The 19,488-nt window shown below is 34.7% G+C and carries 17 protein-coding genes; 13 read left to right on the top strand and 4 right to left on the bottom strand.

Translation table 11 applies throughout. From position 1 onward, the window contains the following. Positions 1 to 242 precede the first annotated feature (242 nt). The 6 genes from mmgD to AC1Q8L_RS01080 all read left to right on the top strand — a co-directional run bounded on the left by mmgD (position 243) and on the right by AC1Q8L_RS01080 (position 8,078). A complete protein-coding gene (gene mmgD / locus AC1Q8L_RS01105; RefSeq protein ID WP_001987369.1) occupies positions 243 to 1,364 on the top strand; it encodes a citrate synthase in 1,122 nt (373 codons plus the stop codon). A gap of 98 nt (positions 1,365 to 1,462) precedes the next feature. Then, a complete protein-coding gene (prpD, locus tag AC1Q8L_RS01100; RefSeq protein ID WP_000598139.1) occupies positions 1,463 to 2,899 on the top strand; it encodes a 2-methylcitrate dehydratase in 1,437 nt (478 codons plus the stop codon). Between the two features lie 18 nt (positions 2,900 to 2,917). After that, a complete protein-coding gene (gene prpB / locus AC1Q8L_RS01095; protein WP_000312639.1) occupies positions 2,918 to 3,826 on the top strand; it encodes a methylisocitrate lyase in 909 nt (302 codons plus the stop codon). A gap of 152 nt (positions 3,827 to 3,978) precedes the next feature. Beyond that, positions 3,979 to 5,688: an acyl-CoA dehydrogenase FadE gene (locus AC1Q8L_RS01090; protein WP_016512872.1), complete on the top strand. Its 1,710-nt coding sequence runs from the start codon at positions 3,979 to 3,981 to the stop codon at positions 5,686 to 5,688. A gap of 16 nt (positions 5,689 to 5,704) precedes the next feature. Continuing rightward, the gene (locus AC1Q8L_RS01085) at positions 5,705 to 6,595 is read left to right on the top strand and encodes an NAD(P)-dependent oxidoreductase (RefSeq protein ID WP_016512871.1); all 891 of its coding nucleotides are present in this window, start codon (positions 5,705 to 5,707) and stop codon (positions 6,593 to 6,595) included. Between the two features lie 22 nt (positions 6,596 to 6,617). After that, positions 6,618 to 8,078, top strand: a complete 1,461-nt coding sequence (locus tag AC1Q8L_RS01080; RefSeq protein ID WP_000633363.1) for a CoA-acylating methylmalonate-semialdehyde dehydrogenase — start codon at positions 6,618 to 6,620, stop codon at positions 8,076 to 8,078. 69 nt (positions 8,079 to 8,147) lie between these two features. Here AC1Q8L_RS01080 and AC1Q8L_RS01075 read toward each other — a convergent pair whose 3' ends face one another. Both AC1Q8L_RS01075 and AC1Q8L_RS01070 read right to left on the bottom strand, forming a co-directional pair. Continuing rightward, positions 8,148 to 8,780 carry a LysE family translocator gene (locus tag AC1Q8L_RS01075; RefSeq protein ID WP_000572345.1) on the bottom strand — a complete coding sequence of 211 codons (633 nt, stop codon included), beginning with the start codon at positions 8,778 to 8,780 and terminating at the stop codon, positions 8,148 to 8,150. A gap of 252 nt (positions 8,781 to 9,032) precedes the next feature. Next, on the bottom strand, positions 9,033 to 10,088 hold the full coding sequence (locus AC1Q8L_RS01070; RefSeq protein WP_000139782.1) for an enoyl-CoA hydratase/isomerase family protein: 1,056 nt from the start codon (positions 10,086 to 10,088) through the stop codon (positions 9,033 to 9,035). 330 nt (positions 10,089 to 10,418) lie between these two features. Between AC1Q8L_RS01070 and AC1Q8L_RS01065 the strand changes: the two genes are divergently transcribed. From AC1Q8L_RS01065 to AC1Q8L_RS01050, 4 genes are all read left to right on the top strand, one after another. Continuing rightward, positions 10,419 to 10,676, top strand: coding sequence for a hypothetical protein (locus AC1Q8L_RS01065; RefSeq protein WP_001119409.1), 258 nt, complete (start codon positions 10,419 to 10,421; stop codon positions 10,674 to 10,676). 184 nt (positions 10,677 to 10,860) lie between these two features. After that, complete coding sequence (locus AC1Q8L_RS01060; RefSeq protein WP_000667344.1) at positions 10,861 to 11,100, top strand: DUF2584 family protein; 240 nt, start codon at positions 10,861 to 10,863, stop codon at positions 11,098 to 11,100. A gap of 15 nt (positions 11,101 to 11,115) precedes the next feature. Then, entirely contained in the window at positions 11,116 to 12,273 is a 1,158-nt protein-coding gene (locus AC1Q8L_RS01055) for an exonuclease SbcCD subunit D (protein WP_000765150.1), read from the top strand. After that, positions 12,270 to 15,359 carry an AAA family ATPase gene (locus tag AC1Q8L_RS01050; protein WP_001247451.1) on the top strand — a complete coding sequence of 1,030 codons (3,090 nt, stop codon included), beginning with the start codon at positions 12,270 to 12,272 and terminating at the stop codon, positions 15,357 to 15,359. The genes AC1Q8L_RS01055 and AC1Q8L_RS01050 overlap by 4 nt, the downstream gene beginning before the upstream one ends. A gap of 107 nt (positions 15,360 to 15,466) precedes the next feature. On the opposite strand, the gene AC1Q8L_RS01045 is transcribed toward AC1Q8L_RS01050, so the two are convergent. Beyond that, positions 15,467 to 15,640, bottom strand: a complete 174-nt coding sequence (locus AC1Q8L_RS01045) for a hypothetical protein (RefSeq protein ID WP_001141667.1) — start codon at positions 15,638 to 15,640, stop codon at positions 15,467 to 15,469. 331 nt (positions 15,641 to 15,971) lie between these two features. On the opposite strand from AC1Q8L_RS01045, the gene AC1Q8L_RS01040 reads away from it, so the two are divergent. Beyond that, the gene (locus tag AC1Q8L_RS01040; protein WP_000214794.1) at positions 15,972 to 16,271 is read left to right on the top strand and encodes an ArsR/SmtB family transcription factor; all 300 of its coding nucleotides are present in this window, start codon (positions 15,972 to 15,974) and stop codon (positions 16,269 to 16,271) included. 58 nt (positions 16,272 to 16,329) lie between these two features. On the opposite strand, the gene AC1Q8L_RS01035 is transcribed toward AC1Q8L_RS01040, so the two are convergent. Then, the gene (locus AC1Q8L_RS01035; RefSeq protein ID WP_000646792.1) at positions 16,330 to 16,515 is read right to left on the bottom strand and encodes a YkvS family protein; all 186 of its coding nucleotides are present in this window, start codon (positions 16,513 to 16,515) and stop codon (positions 16,330 to 16,332) included. 355 nt (positions 16,516 to 16,870) lie between these two features. Between AC1Q8L_RS01035 and AC1Q8L_RS01030 the strand changes: the two genes are divergently transcribed. Together AC1Q8L_RS01030 and dhbA are read left to right on the top strand one after the other, a co-directional pair. Beyond that, entirely contained in the window at positions 16,871 to 18,073 is a 1,203-nt protein-coding gene (locus AC1Q8L_RS01030; protein ID WP_000750107.1) for an L-lactate MFS transporter, read from the top strand. Positions 18,074 to 18,698: 625 nt separating this feature from the next. Beyond that, entirely contained in the window at positions 18,699 to 19,484 is a 786-nt protein-coding gene (gene dhbA, locus AC1Q8L_RS01025) for a 2,3-dihydro-2,3-dihydroxybenzoate dehydrogenase (RefSeq protein ID WP_001048431.1), read from the top strand. Positions 19,485 to 19,488: the final 4 nt, after the last annotated feature.

The raw sequence follows: 19,488 nt of genomic DNA, 5'->3' as shown, positions 1-19,488 counted from the left end.
TGAAAAATCTTTATATCTTGTTTTTGAAAATACGCAAAAAAGTCTATTCTTTCTTTATAAAATATAAGAATTATTTTCAAAAAATTGTATTGTTACAGTAAGAAAAGTGTAGGAAACTTATCATTATAAAATAAATTGAAATCTTCTAAAAACTCTGATACATTGAAATAGAAATGTAGTTTCACAATATTGTAAAGGCTTACAGTTATGTGCACGAAGATCTATTAGGATTGGAGGAAATAATGATGAAAGCTGAAGAAAAATTTTCCCCGGGATTAGATGGTATAGTGGCAGCGGAGACGAAAATCTCGTTTCTTGACACAGTAAAAGGTGAAATTGTAATTCAAGGGTATGACTTAATCGAACTCTCAAAAACAAAAGAGTATTTAGACATTGTGCACCTTTTATTGGAGGAACATCTACCGAATGAAGATGAAAAAGCAACACTTGAAAAGAAATTAAAAGAAGAATATGCAGTACCAGAAGGTGTATTCAACGTACTAAAGGCATTGCCTAAAGAGACGCATCCCATGGATGGATTACGTACAGGTGTGTCAGCGTTAGCTGGTTACGATAATGATATCGAAAACCGCTCGTTAGAAGTGAATAAAAGCCGAGGGTACAAGCTGTTAAGTAAAGTGCCAAACATTGTAGCGAATAGCTATCATATTTTAAATAATGAGGAGCCAATTGAACCTCTTAAAGAATTATCTTATAGTGCGAATTTCTTCTATATGTTAACTGGTAAAAAACCAACTGAACTTGAGGAAAAGATCTTTGATCGTTCCCTTGTTTTATATAGTGAGCATGAAATGCCAAACTCTACATTTACAGCGCGCGTTATTGCATCAACACAATCAGATTTATACGGTGCTTTAACAGGTGCAGTTGCATCTTTAAAAGGAAGTTTACATGGCGGTGCAAATGAAGCGGTTATGTACATGCTTTTAGAAGCTGGTAATGTTGAGAAATTTGAAGAGTTATTACAGAAGAAACTATATAACAAAGAAAAAATTATGGGCTTTGGACACCGTGTTTATATGAAGAAGATGGATCCAAGAGCACTTATGATGAAGGAAGCTTTAAAACAGTTATGTGATGTAAAAGGTGATTATACACTATATGAAATGTGTGAAGCTGGAGAAAAGATTATGGAAAAGGAAAAAGGAATTTATCCAAATCTTGATTATTATGCAGCTCCAGTATATTGGATGCTAGGTATTCCAATTCAACTTTACACACCTATCTTCTTTAGCTCTAGAACAGTGGGATTATGTGCGCACGTTATTGAGCAACATGCAAATAATCGTTTGTTCCGTCCGCGTGTAAATTATATTGGCGAGCGACATGTACTTAGTAAATAAGAACAACTGGGGAGTTGTTAGCACCGCCCGCCAGATGGGTGTTTGACCGACACCCATCATTAATAATAACGAATTTTCGACAGAAAGGGAAGGATAGCATGATTAAAACAAATGAAATTAAGCAAAAAGATGCATTATTAGAAGAGATTACGGATTATGTATTAAATAAAGAGGTTACTAGTGCAGAAGCATTCAGTACAGCTCGTTACGTATTACTTGATACACTTGGATGTGGAATTTTAGCACTACAATATCCAGAATGTACGAAATTACTAGGACCAGTTGTGCCAGGAACAGTCGTGCCAAATGGTACACGTGTACCAGGTACGTCTTATGTACTAGATCCAGTAAAAGGTGCATTTAATATCGGATGTATGATCCGTTGGTTAGACTATAACGATACTTGGCTTGCAGCAGAGTGGGGACATCCATCTGATAACCTAGGCGGAATTTTAGCGGTCGCAGATTATATTAGCCGTGTTCGTATTTCAGAAGGAAAAGAAGCTTTAAAAGTACGTGAAGTATTAGAAATGATGATTAAAGCACATGAAATTCAAGGCGTGCTTGCTTTAGAAAACAGCTTAAACAGAGTTGGTCTTGACCATGTATTATATGTAAAAGTAGCAACAACTGCAGTAGTTGCGAAAATGCTTGGCGGAACACGTGAAGAAATCTTTAATGCATTATCACATGCGTGGATTGATAATTCTAGTCTTCGTACATATCGTCATGCTCCAAATACGGGCTCACGTAAATCATGGGCTGCAGGTGACGCAACGAGCCGCGGTGTTCATCTTGCAATGACTGCTCTAAAAGGTGAAATGGGTTATCCAACAGCATTATCTGCGCCAGGATGGGGATTCCAAGATGTATTATTCAATAAACAAGAATTAAAATTAGCAAGACCACTAGAGTCATATGTAATGGAAAATGTGTTATTTAAAGTGTCATATCCAGCAGAATTCCATGCACAAACGGCTGCAGAATGTGCAGTGAAGTTGCATCCGGAAATTAAAGAGAGATTAGATGAAATTGACCGTATTACAATTACAACTCATGAATCAGCAATTCGTATTATTGATAAAGAAGGGCCATTAAATAACCCAGCTGATCGTGATCATTGCTTACAATACATTACGGCAATTGGTTTATTAAAAGGAGATATCGTTGCAGACGATTATGAAGATGCAGTAGCAAACGATCCACGTGTAGATGAATTACGTAATAAGATGGTTGTTGTTGAAAACAAACAGTACAGTTTAGATTACCTTGACCCGAACAAGCGCTCAATCGCCAACGCTGTTCAAGTTCACTTTAAAGATGGCACAGTAACAGAAAATGTGGAATGTGAATATCCACTTGGTCACCGTTTCCGTAGAGACGAAGCAATTCCAAAAGTTGTTCAAAAATTCACTGCAAATATGGCAGGTCATTATTCTAGTAAGCAACAAGAACAAATTCATGAAGTTTGTTTAAATGAAGAAAAACTAGAAAATATGAATGTAAACGAATTTGTAGATCTATTCTTAATTTAATAATAGGGGGAATTTAGAATGGCTTGGGTTGTGAAAAAGCAGTCAACACAAGAGGAGCTTGCGAATCGATTCCGAGCTTTAGTAGAAGCAAATGAAATTTTGCAAATTCCAGGTGCTCATGATGCAATGGCGGCTTTAGTTGCAAAAAATACAGGTTTTTCAGCTCTTTATTTATCAGGAGCTGCTTATACTGCAAGTAAAGGCTTACCAGATTTAGGTATCGTGACGTCTACTGAAGTGGCTGAGAGAGCAAGAGATTTAGTAAGAGCTACAGACTTACCTGTTCTTGTTGACATTGATACAGGATTTGGTGGTGTACTAAATGTAGCGAGAACAGCTGTAGAAATGGTGGAAGCGAAAGTAGCAGCTGTCCAAATTGAAGATCAGCAATTACCAAAAAAATGTGGACATTTAAATGGCAAGAAACTTGTTACTACAGAAGAATTGGTTCAAAAAATTAAAGCGATTAAAGAAGTTGCACCGAGCTTATACATTGTAGCACGTACTGATGCTCGCGGCGTTGAAGGATTAGATGAAGCAATTGAAAGAGCAAATGCATATGTAAAAGCAGGTGCAGACGCAATTTTCCCTGAAGCGCTTCAATCAGAGGAAGAATTCCGTCTATTTAATAGTAAGGTAAATGCACCTTTGCTTGCGAATATGACTGAATTCGGAAAAACTCCATATTATAGTGCAGAGGAATTTGCGAATATGGGCTTCCAAATGGTTATTTATCCTGTAACTTCACTTCGCGTTGCAGCGAAAGCATATGAAAATGTGTTTGCTTTAATTAAAGAAACAGGTTCTCAAAAAGATGCACTTTCTAATATGCAAACGAGAAGTGAATTATACGAAACAATTTCATATCATGACTTTGAAGAGTTAGATACTGGTATTGCAAAAACAGTATTATCAGAAGATCAATAGATAAAGCAGCGAAGGCGATGAAAATACATCTTTGGCAAAATAAAATGCTTGATGTGAAAAATCATCGCCTTCTATTTTCAAAAAAGATATTCCACTCATCGTAGACGAGCATAAGCAAAAAGCTATGAAAGCCGAATGATAGGGGGATACATATGGAGAAAACGAAGTTACCATGGGATGAATTTTTTTCACTTAATAAAGATATAAATCATACTTACTTTACACCAGAAGATTTTTCAGGTGATGAAGATTTAATCGCAAAAACGACAGAACAATTCGTTAAACAAGAAATTGTTCCACAAATGGAGAATATTGAACAACATAACTATAAAGTTTCTCGTCAATTATTTGAGAAAGCTGGGGAACTTGGATTATTAGGCATTGAGGTACCAGAAGATTATGGCGGGTTCGAGTTAGGAAAGGCTGTCTCAGGTCTTGTAGCAGAGAAAATGGGTTACGCTGGTGCGTTTAGCGTTTCTTTTAATATACACGCTGGTGTCGGTACATTGCCTTACATATATTATGGAACGAAAGAGCAAAAAGAAAAATATTTACCGAAAATCGCATCGGGAGAATGGATTGGGGCTTATGCTTTAACGGAGCCAAATGCTGGTTCGGATGCATTAAGTGCAAAAACAAGCGCCGTATTGAATGAAGGGGGAACAGCTTGGAAGTTAAATGGTGAGAAGCAATGGATTACAAATGCTCATATGGCAGATGTATACGTTGTTTTTGCGAAGACAAATAAAGGAATGACAGCGTTTATTGTCGAAAGAACATGTGAAGGTGTATCTATTGGATTAGAAGAAAAGAAAATGGGGATTAAAGGTTCTTCAACAGCGACTCTTATTTTAGAAGATGTTGTCATCCCTGCTGAAAATGTTTTAGGGGAAGTTGGGAAAGGGCATCACGTAGCCCTTAATATTCTTAACTTTGCTAGACTTAAACTTGCTTTTGGAAATATTGGAACAGCAAAACAAGCAATTGGTTTGTCGGTTCAATATGGAAAAGAGCGAAAACAGTTCCAAACGGAATTAGTAGACTTTACGATGATTCAAGAGAAAATTGCAAATATGATTATTGCTACATATGGAGCCGAAAGTGCAGCTTATCGTACAGCAGGTGTAATCGATGAAGCAATTCATGAGAGCGATGAAGATCTTATGAAGAAAATGTCTCAATTTGCAATTGAATGTGCACTGAATAAAGTAAATGCTTCTGAAACACTTGCTTATATCGTAGATGAAGCTGTACAAATTCATGGTGGTTACGGTTATATGCAAGAGTATGAGGTAGAACGATTATATCGTGATGCAAGAATTAGTCGTATTTTTGAAGGAACGAACGAAATTAATAGATTAACAGTTGCTAAAATGTTAATGAAACAAATCGAACAATTAGAAGATACTGAAGTAGAAAGTGATGTAGCAAATGTAGAAAGAAACCATCGTTACATTTTATTAGCGAAAAAATTGTTGAAACAATCTTTGAAAACGCTCTCTAAAACTCCAGGTCTAAAAATTGACCAAGAACAAGAATATTCACGTGTAATATCAAATATGTTGACGGACGTGTACATCATGGAATCAGCGTTTTTACGTACGAGAAAAGCGGTACGTAAAAATGGAGAGGAAAAAGAACGTACGAAGCAACTCATAACGGATGTTATTTGTGAAGAAGGATACCGTAAAGTAGAAGAAGCGGCGATTTCTGTACTTTCAGCAGCTGTCACAAAAGAACAAGATAGAAATGTGATTTTAGCTGAAATCCGTCAATTATTAGTGCCTTTATACACGAACGTATTTACGAAGAAGAGAGAAATTGCGAAAGCTATTATAAATCGCGGGAAATATATTGTGTAAATAGGAGGAAAGCGATATGAAAAAGATTGGTTTTATCGGTTTAGGTAACATGGGTCTTCCAATGTCAAAAAATCTAGTTAAATCAGGTTACACAGTATATGGCGTGGACTTAAATAAAGAGGCGGAAGCGTCCTTTGAAAAAGAAGGCGGAATTATCGGTCTATCAATCTCAAAACTAGCAGAAACATGTGATGTAGTTTTTACAAGTTTACCTTCACCTCGCGCTGTTGAAGCGGTATATTTTGGAGCAGAAGGATTATTTGAAAATGGTCACTCGAATGTAGTTTTCATTGATACAAGTACGGTATCGCCGCAGTTAAACAAACAATTAGAGGAAGCTGCAAAGGAAAAGAAAGTAGACTTTTTAGCAGCACCTGTGAGCGGTGGTGTAATCGGAGCCGAAAACCGAACATTAACGTTTATGGTTGGTGGATCAAAAGAGGTATATGAGAAAACGGAATCTATCATGGGCGTACTAGGCGCGAACATTTTCCACGTTAGTGAGCAGATTGATAGTGGTACAACTGTTAAGTTAATTAATAACTTATTAATTGGTTTTTATACAGCTGGTGTGAGTGAAGCTTTAACATTAGCGAAAAAGAACAATATGGATTTAGATAAAATGTTTGATATTTTAAATGTAAGTTACGGTCAAAGTAGAATTTATGAACGTAATTATAAAAGTTTTATAGCACCTGAAAACTACGAGCCAGGATTTACTGTGAACTTATTGAAAAAAGATTTAGGATTTGCAGTTGACTTAGCTAAGGAAAGCGAACTCCATTTACCGGTAAGCGAAATGTTATTAAACGTATATGAAGAAGCGAGTCAAGCTGGATATGGTGAAAACGATATGGCTGCTTTATATAAGAAAGTTAGCGAGCAATTAATTTCTAATCAAAAATAAATTATACAAAGGAGAGAATACAATGATTACAACTGAAATTAAACGAGTAAAAAATCACATTAACGGTGAGTGGGTTGAATCGACAGGTACGGAAGTAGAAGCAGTTCCAAATCCAGCGACTGGAAAAATTATCGCTTACGTTCCACTATCTCCAAAAGAAGATGTTGAAAAAGCTGTTGAAGCGGCAAAATCAGCATTCGAAACATGGTCTAAAGTACCAGTTCCAAATCGTTCAAGAAATTTATATAAATATTTACAGCTATTACAAGAAAATAAAGATGAGCTTGCAAAAATCATTACGCTAGAAAATGGTAAGACGCTAACGGATGCAACAGGTGAAGTACAGCGTGGTATTGAAGCGGTAGAACTTGCAACATCTACGCCAAATTTAATGATGGGTCAAGCACTTCCGAATATTGCTAGCGGAATTGATGGATCAATTTGGCGCTACCCAATCGGAGTTGTTGCTGGTATTACGCCGTTTAACTTCCCGATGATGATTCCGTTATGGATGTTCCCACTTGCAATTGCTTGCGGTAATACATTCGTATTAAAAACATCTGAAAGAACGCCACTTTTAGCGGAGCGACTTGTAGAATTATTCTATGAAGCAGGTTTCCCAAAAGGCGTATTAAATTTAGTACAAGGCGGAAAAGATGTTGTAAATAGCATTTTAGAAAATAAAGATATTCAGGCTGTTTCGTTCGTTGGCTCTGAGCCGGTAGCTCGTTACGTATATGAAACAGGTACGAAACACGGAAAACGTGTACAAGCGTTAGCAGGTGCGAAAAACCATGCGATTGTAATGCCAGATTGCAATCTTGAGAAAACAGTACAAGGTGTAATTGGATCTGCATTTGCAAGTAGTGGAGAGCGCTGCATGGCATGCTCAGTAGTAGCAGTAGTGGATGAAATTGCTGATGAATTCATTGATGTATTAGTAGCAGAAACGAAAAAATTAAAAGTAGGCGATGGCTTTAACGAAGATAACTATGTTGGACCATTAATCCGTGAATCTCATAAAGAGCGCGTTTTAGGCTATATTAATAGCGGTGTAGCAGATGGGGCAACTTTATTAGTAGATGGCCGTAAAATTAATGAAGAAGTTGGAGAAGGTTACTTTGTAGGTGCGACAATCTTTGATGGCGTGAATCAAGAAATGAAAATTTGGCAAGATGAGATTTTTGCTCCAGTATTAAGCATTGTACGAGTTAAAGATTTAGAAGAAGGTATTAAACTAACAAATCAATCTAAATTTGCAAATGGTGCAGTTATTTATACGTCAAACGGTAAACATGCCCAAACGTTCCGTGATAACATCGATGCTGGTATGATCGGTGTAAATGTAAACGTTCCAGCACCAATGGCATTCTTCGCATTTGCAGGAAATAAAGCTTCATTCTTTGGTGATTTAGGTACAAATGGTACAGATGGCGTTCAATTCTATACACGTAAAAAAGTTGTAACTGAGCGCTGGTTTTAATATAGAGTAAATAACCAAATCAGTTATTAAATGAAACCACCACTATTAATAGTGGTGGTTTTCGTCTTGTTAATTATTTTTTTCAAAAGCTAGTTTAATACCAAATCCAATTAGGACGACTCCTGTTAGCCCTTGAATATAACGTTGCGTCTTCGGTTTTTTCATAAAAGCACTAATTTTATCAATTAAAAATATATAAAATGCAAACCAAATGACTGTTAAAACGAGGTAAGTAAGGCCCATTACAAGAAGTTGAATAAATGTATTATGATTTGGATTTAAAAATTGCGGTAAAAAAGTTAAAAAGAAGACTGCAACTTTAGGGTTTAATAAATTTGTAAGAAATCCTTGGCGAAAGCAAGAAGTATGTTCGTTTTCATTATTCAAAGATAGATCATTTGTATCTAAGTTTTCTTTGTTTCTTACTGCTAAAAGGGCTTTAATACCGATATAAATTAAATAGAGAGCCCCAACGTACTTGAAAATAGAAAATAATAGAGCTGACTTTACAATAAGTGCAGAAAGACCAATTACAGCAGCTAAAGTATGAATTAATAGTGCAATACATGTACCAAACACTGTTTTCACTCCACCGACTTTACCAGCAGCCAATGTATTTTTCGTAGCCATTGCTGTATCTGGACCAGGTAAAATGATAAGGCAAATAGACATAATGATGAAAAGAAGATAATTTTCTATCATAGCCGCCCCTCCTTTTTATTTTTAGAATATTTGATTAAAAATAGTGTAGCACAAAAATGGATTTAATAAAATTAAATTTTGTTAAAAATAATTAAATAAAAAAGGCTATATAGTAGCTGTAATTACACTACTATATAGCTTCGATTTTATACCGCTATTTGCGGGTAGTAAGATTTTCACCGCACAAGATTTAGCTGAAGCAAAGAAGTTAGGTAGGGGATGAACAAAAGATCCCCTCATGACAATTTCATTTTATGCATTAAGTAAGTTAAAGAAACGATTCACATCTTCTTCTGAAACGTCACTTAACTGTTTATATTTATAATTCGGATTTTGATCTTTATCAACGACAACGGAGCGTACTCCTTCGAAGAAATCTTCATGTCTCATGAAATTTTTAGCAAGTATAAGGTCCGTAGCGAAACATTCTTCAACGGATTTATCTTTTCCATCAATAAACTGTTTTAATGTTACTTTTAGTGAAATAGGGGATTTTGATAACAGTGTTTCTTTCGTTTTTAGAGCAAAGGAACTTTCATCTTTCTCCAATGAATGGATGATTTCTTCAATTGTATCGAAAGCAAAATGTGAATTGATTACTTCTAATGAAGGAGCGAGCTCGCTTTCTAAGTTTGGAGCAGTTGCAAATGTACGAATAACTTCTTTTAAATTAGTATGTACATCATCTTCTTTATGCCAATTTACACTTTCAAGTTCAGTAAGAAACTTTGGTAATGAATCAGATGTCATAAAGTAATCAGCAGCATTAATAAATAATACGTCAGAAGCTTTTAAAATAGATGCTGTTAAAGCAACGAATCGTCCTGTATATCCAGGCGCTTTATTTAAGAAATATGCAGCTCCGACGTCTGGGAAGAAGCCGATATTCATCTCTGGCATTGCCCATTTCGTACGCTCAGTTACAATGCGATACTTCGCACCATTTGTAAGACCGACACCACCGCCCATTACAATTCCATCTAAACAAGCAATAATCGGTTTTGTATATTGATAAATATATGTATCAATTTCATACTCTTCTTCAAAAAAACGTTCTGCATGTTGCAATGCCACTTCATTGGAACGCGCTTCATAAAGAGTTTTAATGTCGCCGCCTGCACAAAAACCTTTTGTGCCAGCTCCTTTTAACACGATAAGTGCAATACGCTCATCGTGTTCCCACTCTTTAAGTTTTTGTCCGATAGGTTGTAACATGTCATAAGATAAAGAATTAAGTGCTTTTGGACGGTTTAAAGTAATTGTCGCAACGCCGTTTTCACTAACAGAAAATAAAACTTGTTCAGTCATAATGCATCCTCCCTTACATATCTTCTTATTCTTAATTCTTGATATGTACTGAAATGTCCTTTATAAATTTTGTCAAAAGTTGACGGTAAATATTAATTTGGTCACCGCATATTTTGACGAGTTATCTTTGCAGGATTTCAGAGACTGAGGGGGAATATTACAACATTACTGTAAGTGTAATTATTTGAAGTTATAATGATAAAAGCGCTATTATATAGGTGTGAATTGTTCATTATCAATTCTAAAAAGAGTGTTTGAAGAAAAAATGAATCGTACAATTGTAATAAAAAATTTTACACTGAATTAGAAATAGAGAAAGGAGAAATCGGAATGCCAGGACCTTTACTATTGTCGGTTATTATTTTGTCTTCTTTAATGATAGGGATAACGCAGTATTTTCATCATACAGATACGACAGAAGAAGTGAAGGATAAAGTACGTCTCGTATTTCCGATTTTTATAATATCTATTTCATTCTGTATTTTATTAAATAAAGATGGGTACATTGTCGCAGTGTTCTCATTTTTCGTCGCAATCGTTTTAATTACCGTTTTATATTATGTAATGAAAGACTTTATACAAAAATAAAGATGTCACAATAGGCATTTTTATTTTGGAGAAAATATAAAATTTCACATACCGTATTTTATATAAAATACATAAAACATATAACCATAGAAAAGTGTGTACTTTGCTGTGTATGTACTTGTCAATCTTGCATAGCCACTATACTATTAAAATGTAGAGATTATAAAAAGGGGTTGTATCTATCATGAAATTTGAGATGCATACAAAAATTATTTCAAATGAAAAAGAAGTAAGATTACATATTGAAGAAAATATATTTCAATTAATATTGGATGGTTATCACTTATTTACAATTCAAGAAATATTGCCTTTATATAAATCAAATGAAGAAAGAATTGGAAGTGCAACGATATTGAAGCTAGAGTGGGAGAACGGAAAAACTACAATAAACTATCAACTCGTTTCACTAAAATCAGTAAATTAAAAGGAGTAGAAAAATATGAAGTTATTTCATACAGCGGATTGGCATTTAGGTAAGCTTGTTCATGGCGTGTATATGACTGAAGACCAAAAGATTGTATTAGATCAGTTTGTACAGGCTGTTGAAGAAGAAAAACCAGATGCTGTAATTATTGCAGGGGATTTATATGACCGAGCAATTCCACCTACAGAAGCAGTAGACTTATTAAATGATGTGCTGCAAAAAATAGTTATTGATTTACAAACACCAGTTATTGCAGTAGCTGGTAATCATGATAGTCCGGATCGTATCCATTTTGGGAGTAGTTTAATGAAAAAACAGGGATTACATATTGCAGGCCAATTTCAATTCCCGTATGAACCTGTTGTACTAAATGATGAATATGGAGAGGTTCACTTCCATCTAATACCGTATGCAGACCCAAGCATAGTTAGACACGTGTTGAAAAATGAAGACGTACGTTCTCATGATGATGCAATGCGCATTTTTATGAATGAGCTCTCTGAAACAATGGATAAAGAAGCTAGACATGTATTTGTTGGACATGCATTTGTAACTTCTTCAGGAGAAGCGGAGGAGAATACAAGTGATGCAGAACGACCACTTTCAATTGGTGGTGCTGAATATGTAAATAGTCATTATTTTGATAAGTTTCATTACACTGCGCTTGGACATTTACATCAAGCGCATTTCGTACGTAATGAGACCATTAGATATTCAGGTTCACCACTTGCCTATTCAATTTCTGAAGAGAAACATAAAAAAGGTTATTACATTGTAGAACTGAATGAAACTGGTGAAGTAGCAATTGAAAAAAGGTTACTTTCACCACGTCGTAAAATGCGAACAGTAGAAGCGAAAATAGATGAATTATTACAGCACCCAGTAAGTGAAGATTACGTATTTGTAAAATTATTAGATGAAAACCCTGTCTTACAGCCAATGGAGAAAATACGATCTGTATATCCAAATGCAATGCACGTTGAAAGAGCGATGCAAAGGCGAGAACTCACAGATACAAATGAAGTAACGGTTTCAAGACATAAAACGGATGATTTATCTCTTTTAAAGGCTTTCTATAAAGAAATGAAAGGGTTAGATTTATCAGAAGAGAAAGAACGCCTATTTATAGATGTATTACAAACAGTGCAAGAACGGGAAGGTGAACGAGGATGAGACCGATTCAGCTTATTATGACAGCATTCGGGCCATATAAACAGAAAGAAGTAATCGATTTTGAAGATCTTGGAGAACATCGTATTTTCGCTATTTCTGGGAATACGGGAGCTGGAAAAACAACGATTTTTGATGCGATTTGTTATGTGTTATATGGTGAGGCTAGTGGAGAAGAACGTAGTGATACGAGCATGCTTCGAAGTCAATTTGCTGATGATGATGTTTATACAAGTGTAGAATTAACCTTTCAATTAAAAGGGAAACGCTATGAAATAAAAAGACAACTTGGACATAAAAAACAAGGGAATAAGACCATTACAGGACATGCAGTAGAATTATATGAAGTTATTGATGGAGAAAACGTTCCAGCCGTCGATCGTTTTCATGTAACAGACGTAAACAAAAAAGTGGAAGATTTAATTGGTTTAAGTAAACATCAATTTAGTCAAATTGTTATGTTACCACAAGGTGAATTCCGAAAACTATTAACATCTGAGACGGAAAACAAAGAAGAGATTTTACGTCGTATTTTTAAAACGGATCGTTATAAATTAATGCGTGAGTTACTTGATCAAAAGAGAAAACAATGGAAAGATGTTTTACAAGAAAAACAAAAAGAGAGAGAGCTCTATTTCCGTAATGTTTTTAAATTACCAATCCGTGATGGAGCATTATTAGAGACATTAGCGGCACAAGAACATGTAAATACGCATCAAGTAGTAGAAGCGTTAGAACAAGAAACAACAGTGTATAAGGCAGAGGTTGAGCAATTACAAGTAGAACAAGATGTTCAAACGAAGCAATTAAAGGATGCAGAAACACGTTTTCATGCAGCAAAATCTGTAAATGAGAAATTTATAGATTTACAACAAAAGAATGAGAAATATAACACTTTACAAGAGAACCGTGCAGCAATTGAAAGGAAAGAAAAATCCTTTAAACGTGCGGAACAAGCAAAGCGCTTATTACCATTTGAACAATGGTATGAAGAAGCGATGCAAAATGAGCAGAAAGCTGAAAGTTTGTTAAAACAGATAATCGTCAAACAAGAACAGATAATGAACAGCTTTGAACTTGCTCAGGAGAAGTATGAAGTAGTAAAGAATAAAGAAGCTGAACGAGAAGAGGCTAAAAAACTTGTTCAAAGATTAGAAGAGTTACAAGCAATCATTGAATCATTAGCTGAGAGAAAGCTGAATTTACAAAATGCCGAAATTCAAATAGGGAAATTAAAAGAAAGTATGCAAAAGTTGGATCAACAACTAGAAGAGCATACAAGCCAAAAACAGAGAATGTCTGATGAATTGCATCAATTAGAACAAGCACTTGAGCAATATGTAGCTAAAGTAGAAGAACTAACGAATATGCGAGAAGATGCAAAAGTTTTAAAGCAAGCATACGATGTTTGGCAAGAAAAACAAAAATTCGAGCAAGAAAAAGAAGTGGCAAATAATAAAATGCACGTGGCAGTTCGTGCATATGAAAACATGGAGCGCCGCTGGTTAAGTGAACAGGCTGGTATATTAGCTCTTCATTTACATGACGGTGCATCTTGTCCGGTATGTGGTAGTACGAATCATCCGCAAAAAGCTACAGAGCAAAGTAATGCGATCGATGAAAAAGAGTTAAACGATTTAAGAGATAAGAAGAACATTGCTGAAAAATTACATGTGCAAGTAGAGGAGAAATGGAATTTTTATCGACTACAATATGAACAAGTGATAGAAGAAGTTGTGAAGCGTGGCTATAACTCCGAAAAATTAGTTGAAACATATAGTGCACTTGTTCAAAAAGGAAAACAATTAGCAGCAGACGTTAATACGTTAAAAGCAAGTGAAGAAACACGTAAGCAGATTGCTGCGAACATGAAAAGCGTAGAAGAAAAAATAGAAGAACTTCAGAAACAAAAACGGGAAGTAGAAACAATGCAGCACCGTACAGAAATAGAGTGCATGCAACTTCGTACGTCATATGAACATGATAAACGAAATATTCCAGAAAACTTGCAAACAGTACAAGCTTGGAAATCACAGTTTGACCAAGCTATGCACGAACTTAGGTTAATGGAGGACGAATGGAAGAAAGTGCAGGAAGCGTATCAACATTGGCAAAATGAAAATATACGTATTCAAGCAGAACAGAAAGGTGCTTCTAATCAATTTGAAAGTGCAAAATTGAAGAAAGAAGAGACTTTCGCACGCTTTATGAAAGAGCTAGAACAAAGCGGATTTACAGATCAATTCACGTATAAAGAAGCCAAATTAAGCGACGCCGAGATGGAGATGTTACAGAAAGAAATTCAAGGTTATTATTCATCTCTTGAAGTGCTTGCAAAACAAATTGAAGAGCTAAACTCAGAATTAAAAGATAAAGAGTACATGGATATTACATCTTTAGGTGAACACATAAAAGAACTAGAAATTAATCTCGATATCATTAAAGAAAAACGTCAACGTGCGCAAAATGCGGTAACATATATTTCTGATTTACATGAAAACATTAGACGTATTGACGAACAAATTCACGAGGAAGAAAAAGCCTTCCAAGAACTTGTTGATTTATATGAAGTAATGAAAGGTGATAACGAAAGTCGTATATCATTTGAACGTTACATTTTAATTGAGTATTTAGAACAAATCGTTCAAATCGCAAACGAACGACTACGTAAATTATCAAATGGACAATTTTATTTAAAACGAAGTGAACGAGTTGAAAAAAGAAACCGTCAAAGTGGATTAGGCTTAGATGTGTACGATGCATACACTGGCCAAACGCGCGATGTAAAAACATTATCCGGCGGAGAGAAATTTAACGCATCACTTTGCTTAGCGCTAGGAATGGCAGATGTCATTCAAGCATATGAAGGTGGTATTTCCATCGAAACGATGTTCATCGATGAAGGGTTCGGTTCATTAGATGAAGAATCATTAACGAAAGCAGTAGATGCCTTAATTGACCTACAAAAATCAGGCCGATTTATCGGTGTCATTTCACACGTACAAGAACTGAAAAACGCAATGCCAGCTGTATTAGAAGTAACGAAGCAGAAGGATGGATGTAGTCAGACTAGGTTTGTGGTGAAGTAAGCTTAGAAAATGGAGTAGGGAATCTACCGATACTTTTAGTGTCATATGTATGAATCATAAAACGTCGTCTCTTCATATTGGAGGCGACGTTTTATTTTATAAAATATCTATGAATTATCTGTAGAAGGCGGCGTATTCTCCAAACGATTATAAGTTTTAAAGGCTGAAATTGCTGAGATAACCCCGCCTACTAAAAATAAAGCGGATCCTCCAACTAAGATGATACGACTGACATATGTTTCCCGTGCTTCTTCGACTTCTTCTTGTAACGCTGTAGGCATATGAATTCCCCTTTATAAAAGTTGTTTTATAAATAGTATATACAAACGCCTAAAATGTGTTAAAATAACTGATGATTTTATGCAGTGGGTAATTAGATGAGTAGGATGCGAGTGGCTAAATAAATCTTCATCACAAATTTATGCGAACTTCACATAGAGCACATATTAACATTGTATTATGTATATGTACCAAATAAATAAAGTGAATGTAAGTTCTGTTTTCAAAAATTTAAAATCCTTTTATTTCTATATGAAAGTTTTAATCGAGGGTTTTAAAAATTTTGGAAATAGATCTTATAAAAATGGAATTCATATAAAAGGGGAATGTCTTATGACAACATATACAAGTGAAATGAAAAAAACTTTAGTTTCAGAAGAAGATGTAGATATTTTAAAAATTATGGCGCATCCAATCCGACTGCAAATTGTAAATGAATTAAGTACGAGAAAAACTTGTAATGTAACACAATTAACAGAGTTACTGAATATTCCGCAATCTACTGTTTCACAACATTTATCAAAAATGAAGGGTAAAGTGTTACGAGCAGAGAGAAGAGGTTTAGAAATTTATTATCATATTAACAATTTAAAAGCGAGTAAGATTGTTAATGTTTTAGGGTATATAAACTAGTGAAATATTTTTATATAAAATAGCCCCTGCTGTTGAGCAGGGGCTATTTTGTGTTGTTTTATGTATTTGCATTTAAAACTTTATAGTTTTTATGATTTACAATTGTTCGATCAAATTCAAAAGTACCACCGCTTACATTTGTAATTTCAACTAAGACCGATTCAGTATAAAGTTTTAGTACAGATCCTGTAATCTTTAAATTGTTTCGTTGAAAAAGTATAGTATCCCCTACGTTTGCTTTCATAGTACCTCCTCATTAAAGACAGAAATATTTTTTTATTATATATATTAAACCACGGATAGATATATTAGTGAATATTTAGTTTTATTTATTGGGAAAAAATTTGTGATTTTATAAAAAATAAGGTGAATCGAAGTATAAAAATTTTTTCTATTGTATTTAATCAGTAGTTTTTTGTATTTCATCCTTCGTTTTTTGTAACTGATTCCATGTTTTTGACGCTCTATCTTGTAAGTGCTTACATAAACAAAAACATCTTATACAATGAAGGTGTCAAATCAAAAGAGGTGACCAAAATGAACATAAAAAAAGTAAATTTAGCGAATAGCATTGAAATAGAAAGAGGAGGCGGAAAGGTATGAAAAAATCAACTGTTAATCCATGGTTTGTTGTCCTTGGCACAGTCATAGTACAAATGGGGCTTGGGACGATATATACATGGAGTTTATTCAATCAGCCTTTAGTTAGTAAATACGGTTGGAGTCTTAACGCTGTTGCGATAACTTTTTCAATTACTAGTCTTTCTTTAGCATTTTCAACTTTATTTGCGAGTAAATTGCAAGAAAAATGGGGACTTCGTAAACTTATTATGATAGCTGGATTAGCATTAGGACTAGGGTTAATACTTAGTTCACAAGCTTCTTCATTAATATTGCTTTATGTACTAGCAGGAGTTGTTGTAGGTTATGCAGATGGTACAGCATATATCACTTCACTATCAAATTTAATAAAGTGGTTTCCAGAGCGTAAAGGTTTAATTGCTGGTATTTCTGTCTCTGCATATGGTTCAGGTAGCTTAATCTTTAAATACGTTAACGCACAGTTGATTGAATCAGTTGGTGTATCGCAAGCATTTATATACTGGGGTTTAATTGTTACAGCTATGATTGTAATTGGTGCTTGTTTAATCCATCAAGCTGCAGATCAAGGAGCAGTTCATGAAACAAAAACTAAGGAATACACAACGAAAGAAATGTTAGGCAAAAAACAAGTATACTTATTATTTATCATGTTATTTACATCATGTATGAGTGGCTTATACTTAATTGGTATGGTAAAAGACATTGGTGTTCAACTTGTAGGACTTAGCGCAGCAACAGCAGCTAATGCGGTGGCTATGGTTGCAATCTTCAATACATTAGGTCGTATCATTTTAGGACCGTTATCGGATAAAATTGGGCGTTTAAAAATCGTTACTGGTACTTTTGTTGTTATGGCGAGTTCAGTCTTAGTTCTAAGTTTTGTAGATTTAAATTATGGTATTTACTTCGTATGTGTAGCAAGTGTAGCGTTTTGCTTTGGTGGAAATATCACTATTTTCCCAGCTATTGTTGGTGATTTCTTCGGTATGAAAAACCATAGTAAGAACTACGGAATTGTGTATCAAGGATTTGGATTCGGGGCGCTTGCAGGTTCCTTTATCGGTGCACTTCTAGGTGGATTCAAACCAACGTTCATGGTGATCGGTGTATTATGTGTCGTGTCATTCATTATCGCAATTTTAATTCAAGCACCTAAACAGAAAAAAGAACACGAAGAAGAGTATCGCAGCGTAGCGTAAGTATACAAATCTTCTATAACGCTATGATTACGAAAAAGCATCCTATTCTATTAATTAGGATGCTTTTTTTATGAGTTATTTTAACAAGGTTAAATTATTTTTGGGATTTTTATAGATGTAAAAGTGAGTGGGATATATTGGAATATAATGAATTGATATATCGCATTTGAAATATATATTAAATCTTAAATGATAAAGAAGACATTCGTTAGTATTTGTAAGATATATTTTCAGAAAAATATTGAGAAAATATATACTTGAGTTTTTCATAAAGCATTGTAAATGAACGTATCTCTAGTTTGTCTTCTTCAATTTTAAAAAGAGGATTTGGAATTTTATTTATAATATAAGTACATTTAATACGTTTACATATGATTTTATTAAGAAGCATTAAAATACTTTGTCTGAAAAATAAAAAAAGATTGACAAGTTTATTGAGAAACATTATCATTTCGGTGTAAGATAGTAAATGAAAAACATTATCAATAAAATGGATTTTAAAGTAATGCGCACTTGACCAATTAGTTTAGTAAGTGTATTATTTTTTACAACACCACTGATAATGAAAATCAATATCAGTGGTGTTGCTTAATGAAATTAATGTTTATGTGAAAGGATAGAGAAAATGAACTTAGGGGAATTTGATGGGAAAACAGTTTTAGTAACAGGTGCAGCACAAGGCATAGGCAGTGTTGTTGCCAAAATGTTTTTAGAAAGAGGAGCCACAGTTATTGCGGTTGATCAAAATGAAGAGGGGTTAAATGTACTCTTAAATCAAAATGAATTAAATAATACACGTATGAAAACGTTTCGTTTAGATGTGAGTGATAGCGCTGCTGTTGAAGACATGGTAAATCATATTGCAAATGAAATAGCGCCAATAGATATTTTAATAAATGTTGCAGGGGTTTTACGTATGGGACCAATTCATTCGTTAAGTGATGAAGATTGGAATAAAACATTCTCTGTAAATACTACAGGGGTTTTCAATATGTCCCGAGCGGTAAGTAAAAATATGATGTTAAGAAAATCAGGGGCAATTGTTACAGTCGGTTCAAATGCGGCAAATACGCCGAGAATGGAGATGGCTGCGTATGCTGCGTCAAAGGCTGCAACGACAATGTTTATGAAATGTTTAGGACTAGAGCTTGCGGCATACAATATACGCTGCAACTTAGTTTCTCCAGGTTCTACTGAAACTGAGATGCAAAGATTACTATGGGCTGATGAGAATGGAGCTAAAAATATAATTACTGGTTCTCAAAATACATATAGACTCGGAATTCCATTACAAAAAATTGCACAACCTTCAGAAGTTGCTGAAGCAGTGTTATTTTTAGCCTCAGATAGAGCAAGTCATATTACAATGCACAATTTATGTGTCGATGGCGGTGCTACGTTAGGAGTTTAATAAA

It is taken from the genome of Bacillus sp. GW823-FHT06A11, from assembly GCF_058795355.1.
Note: the sequence above shows the minus strand (reverse complement) of the source record. Positions and strands in the feature narration are given on the sequence as shown.

Coding starts and splice junctions, on each gene's coding strand:
- mmgD (WP_001987369.1), top strand. CDS start 243: ATGATGAAAGCTGAAGAAAAATTTTCCCCGGGATTAGATGGTATAGTG.
- prpD (WP_000598139.1), top strand. CDS start 1,463: ATGATTAAAACAAATGAAATTAAGCAAAAAGATGCATTATTAGAAGAG.
- prpB (WP_000312639.1), top strand. CDS start 2,918: ATGGCTTGGGTTGTGAAAAAGCAGTCAACACAAGAGGAGCTTGCGAAT.
- AC1Q8L_RS01090 (WP_016512872.1), top strand. CDS start 3,979: ATGGAGAAAACGAAGTTACCATGGGATGAATTTTTTTCACTTAATAAA.
- AC1Q8L_RS01085 (WP_016512871.1), top strand. CDS start 5,705: ATGAAAAAGATTGGTTTTATCGGTTTAGGTAACATGGGTCTTCCAATG.
- AC1Q8L_RS01080 (WP_000633363.1), top strand. CDS start 6,618: ATGATTACAACTGAAATTAAACGAGTAAAAAATCACATTAACGGTGAG.
- AC1Q8L_RS01075 (WP_000572345.1), bottom strand. CDS start 8,780: ATGATAGAAAATTATCTTCTTTTCATCATTATGTCTATTTGCCTTATC.
- AC1Q8L_RS01070 (WP_000139782.1), bottom strand. CDS start 10,088: ATGACTGAACAAGTTTTATTTTCTGTTAGTGAAAACGGCGTTGCGACA.
- AC1Q8L_RS01065 (WP_001119409.1), top strand. CDS start 10,419: ATGCCAGGACCTTTACTATTGTCGGTTATTATTTTGTCTTCTTTAATG.
- AC1Q8L_RS01060 (WP_000667344.1), top strand. CDS start 10,861: ATGAAATTTGAGATGCATACAAAAATTATTTCAAATGAAAAAGAAGTA.
- AC1Q8L_RS01055 (WP_000765150.1), top strand. CDS start 11,116: ATGAAGTTATTTCATACAGCGGATTGGCATTTAGGTAAGCTTGTTCAT.
- AC1Q8L_RS01050 (WP_001247451.1), top strand. CDS start 12,270: ATGAGACCGATTCAGCTTATTATGACAGCATTCGGGCCATATAAACAG.
- AC1Q8L_RS01045 (WP_001141667.1), bottom strand. CDS start 15,640: ATGCCTACAGCGTTACAAGAAGAAGTCGAAGAAGCACGGGAAACATAT.
- AC1Q8L_RS01040 (WP_000214794.1), top strand. CDS start 15,972: ATGACAACATATACAAGTGAAATGAAAAAAACTTTAGTTTCAGAAGAA.
- AC1Q8L_RS01035 (WP_000646792.1), bottom strand. CDS start 16,515: ATGAAAGCAAACGTAGGGGATACTATACTTTTTCAACGAAACAATTTA.
- AC1Q8L_RS01030 (WP_000750107.1), top strand. CDS start 16,871: ATGAAAAAATCAACTGTTAATCCATGGTTTGTTGTCCTTGGCACAGTC.
- dhbA (WP_001048431.1), top strand. CDS start 18,699: ATGAACTTAGGGGAATTTGATGGGAAAACAGTTTTAGTAACAGGTGCA.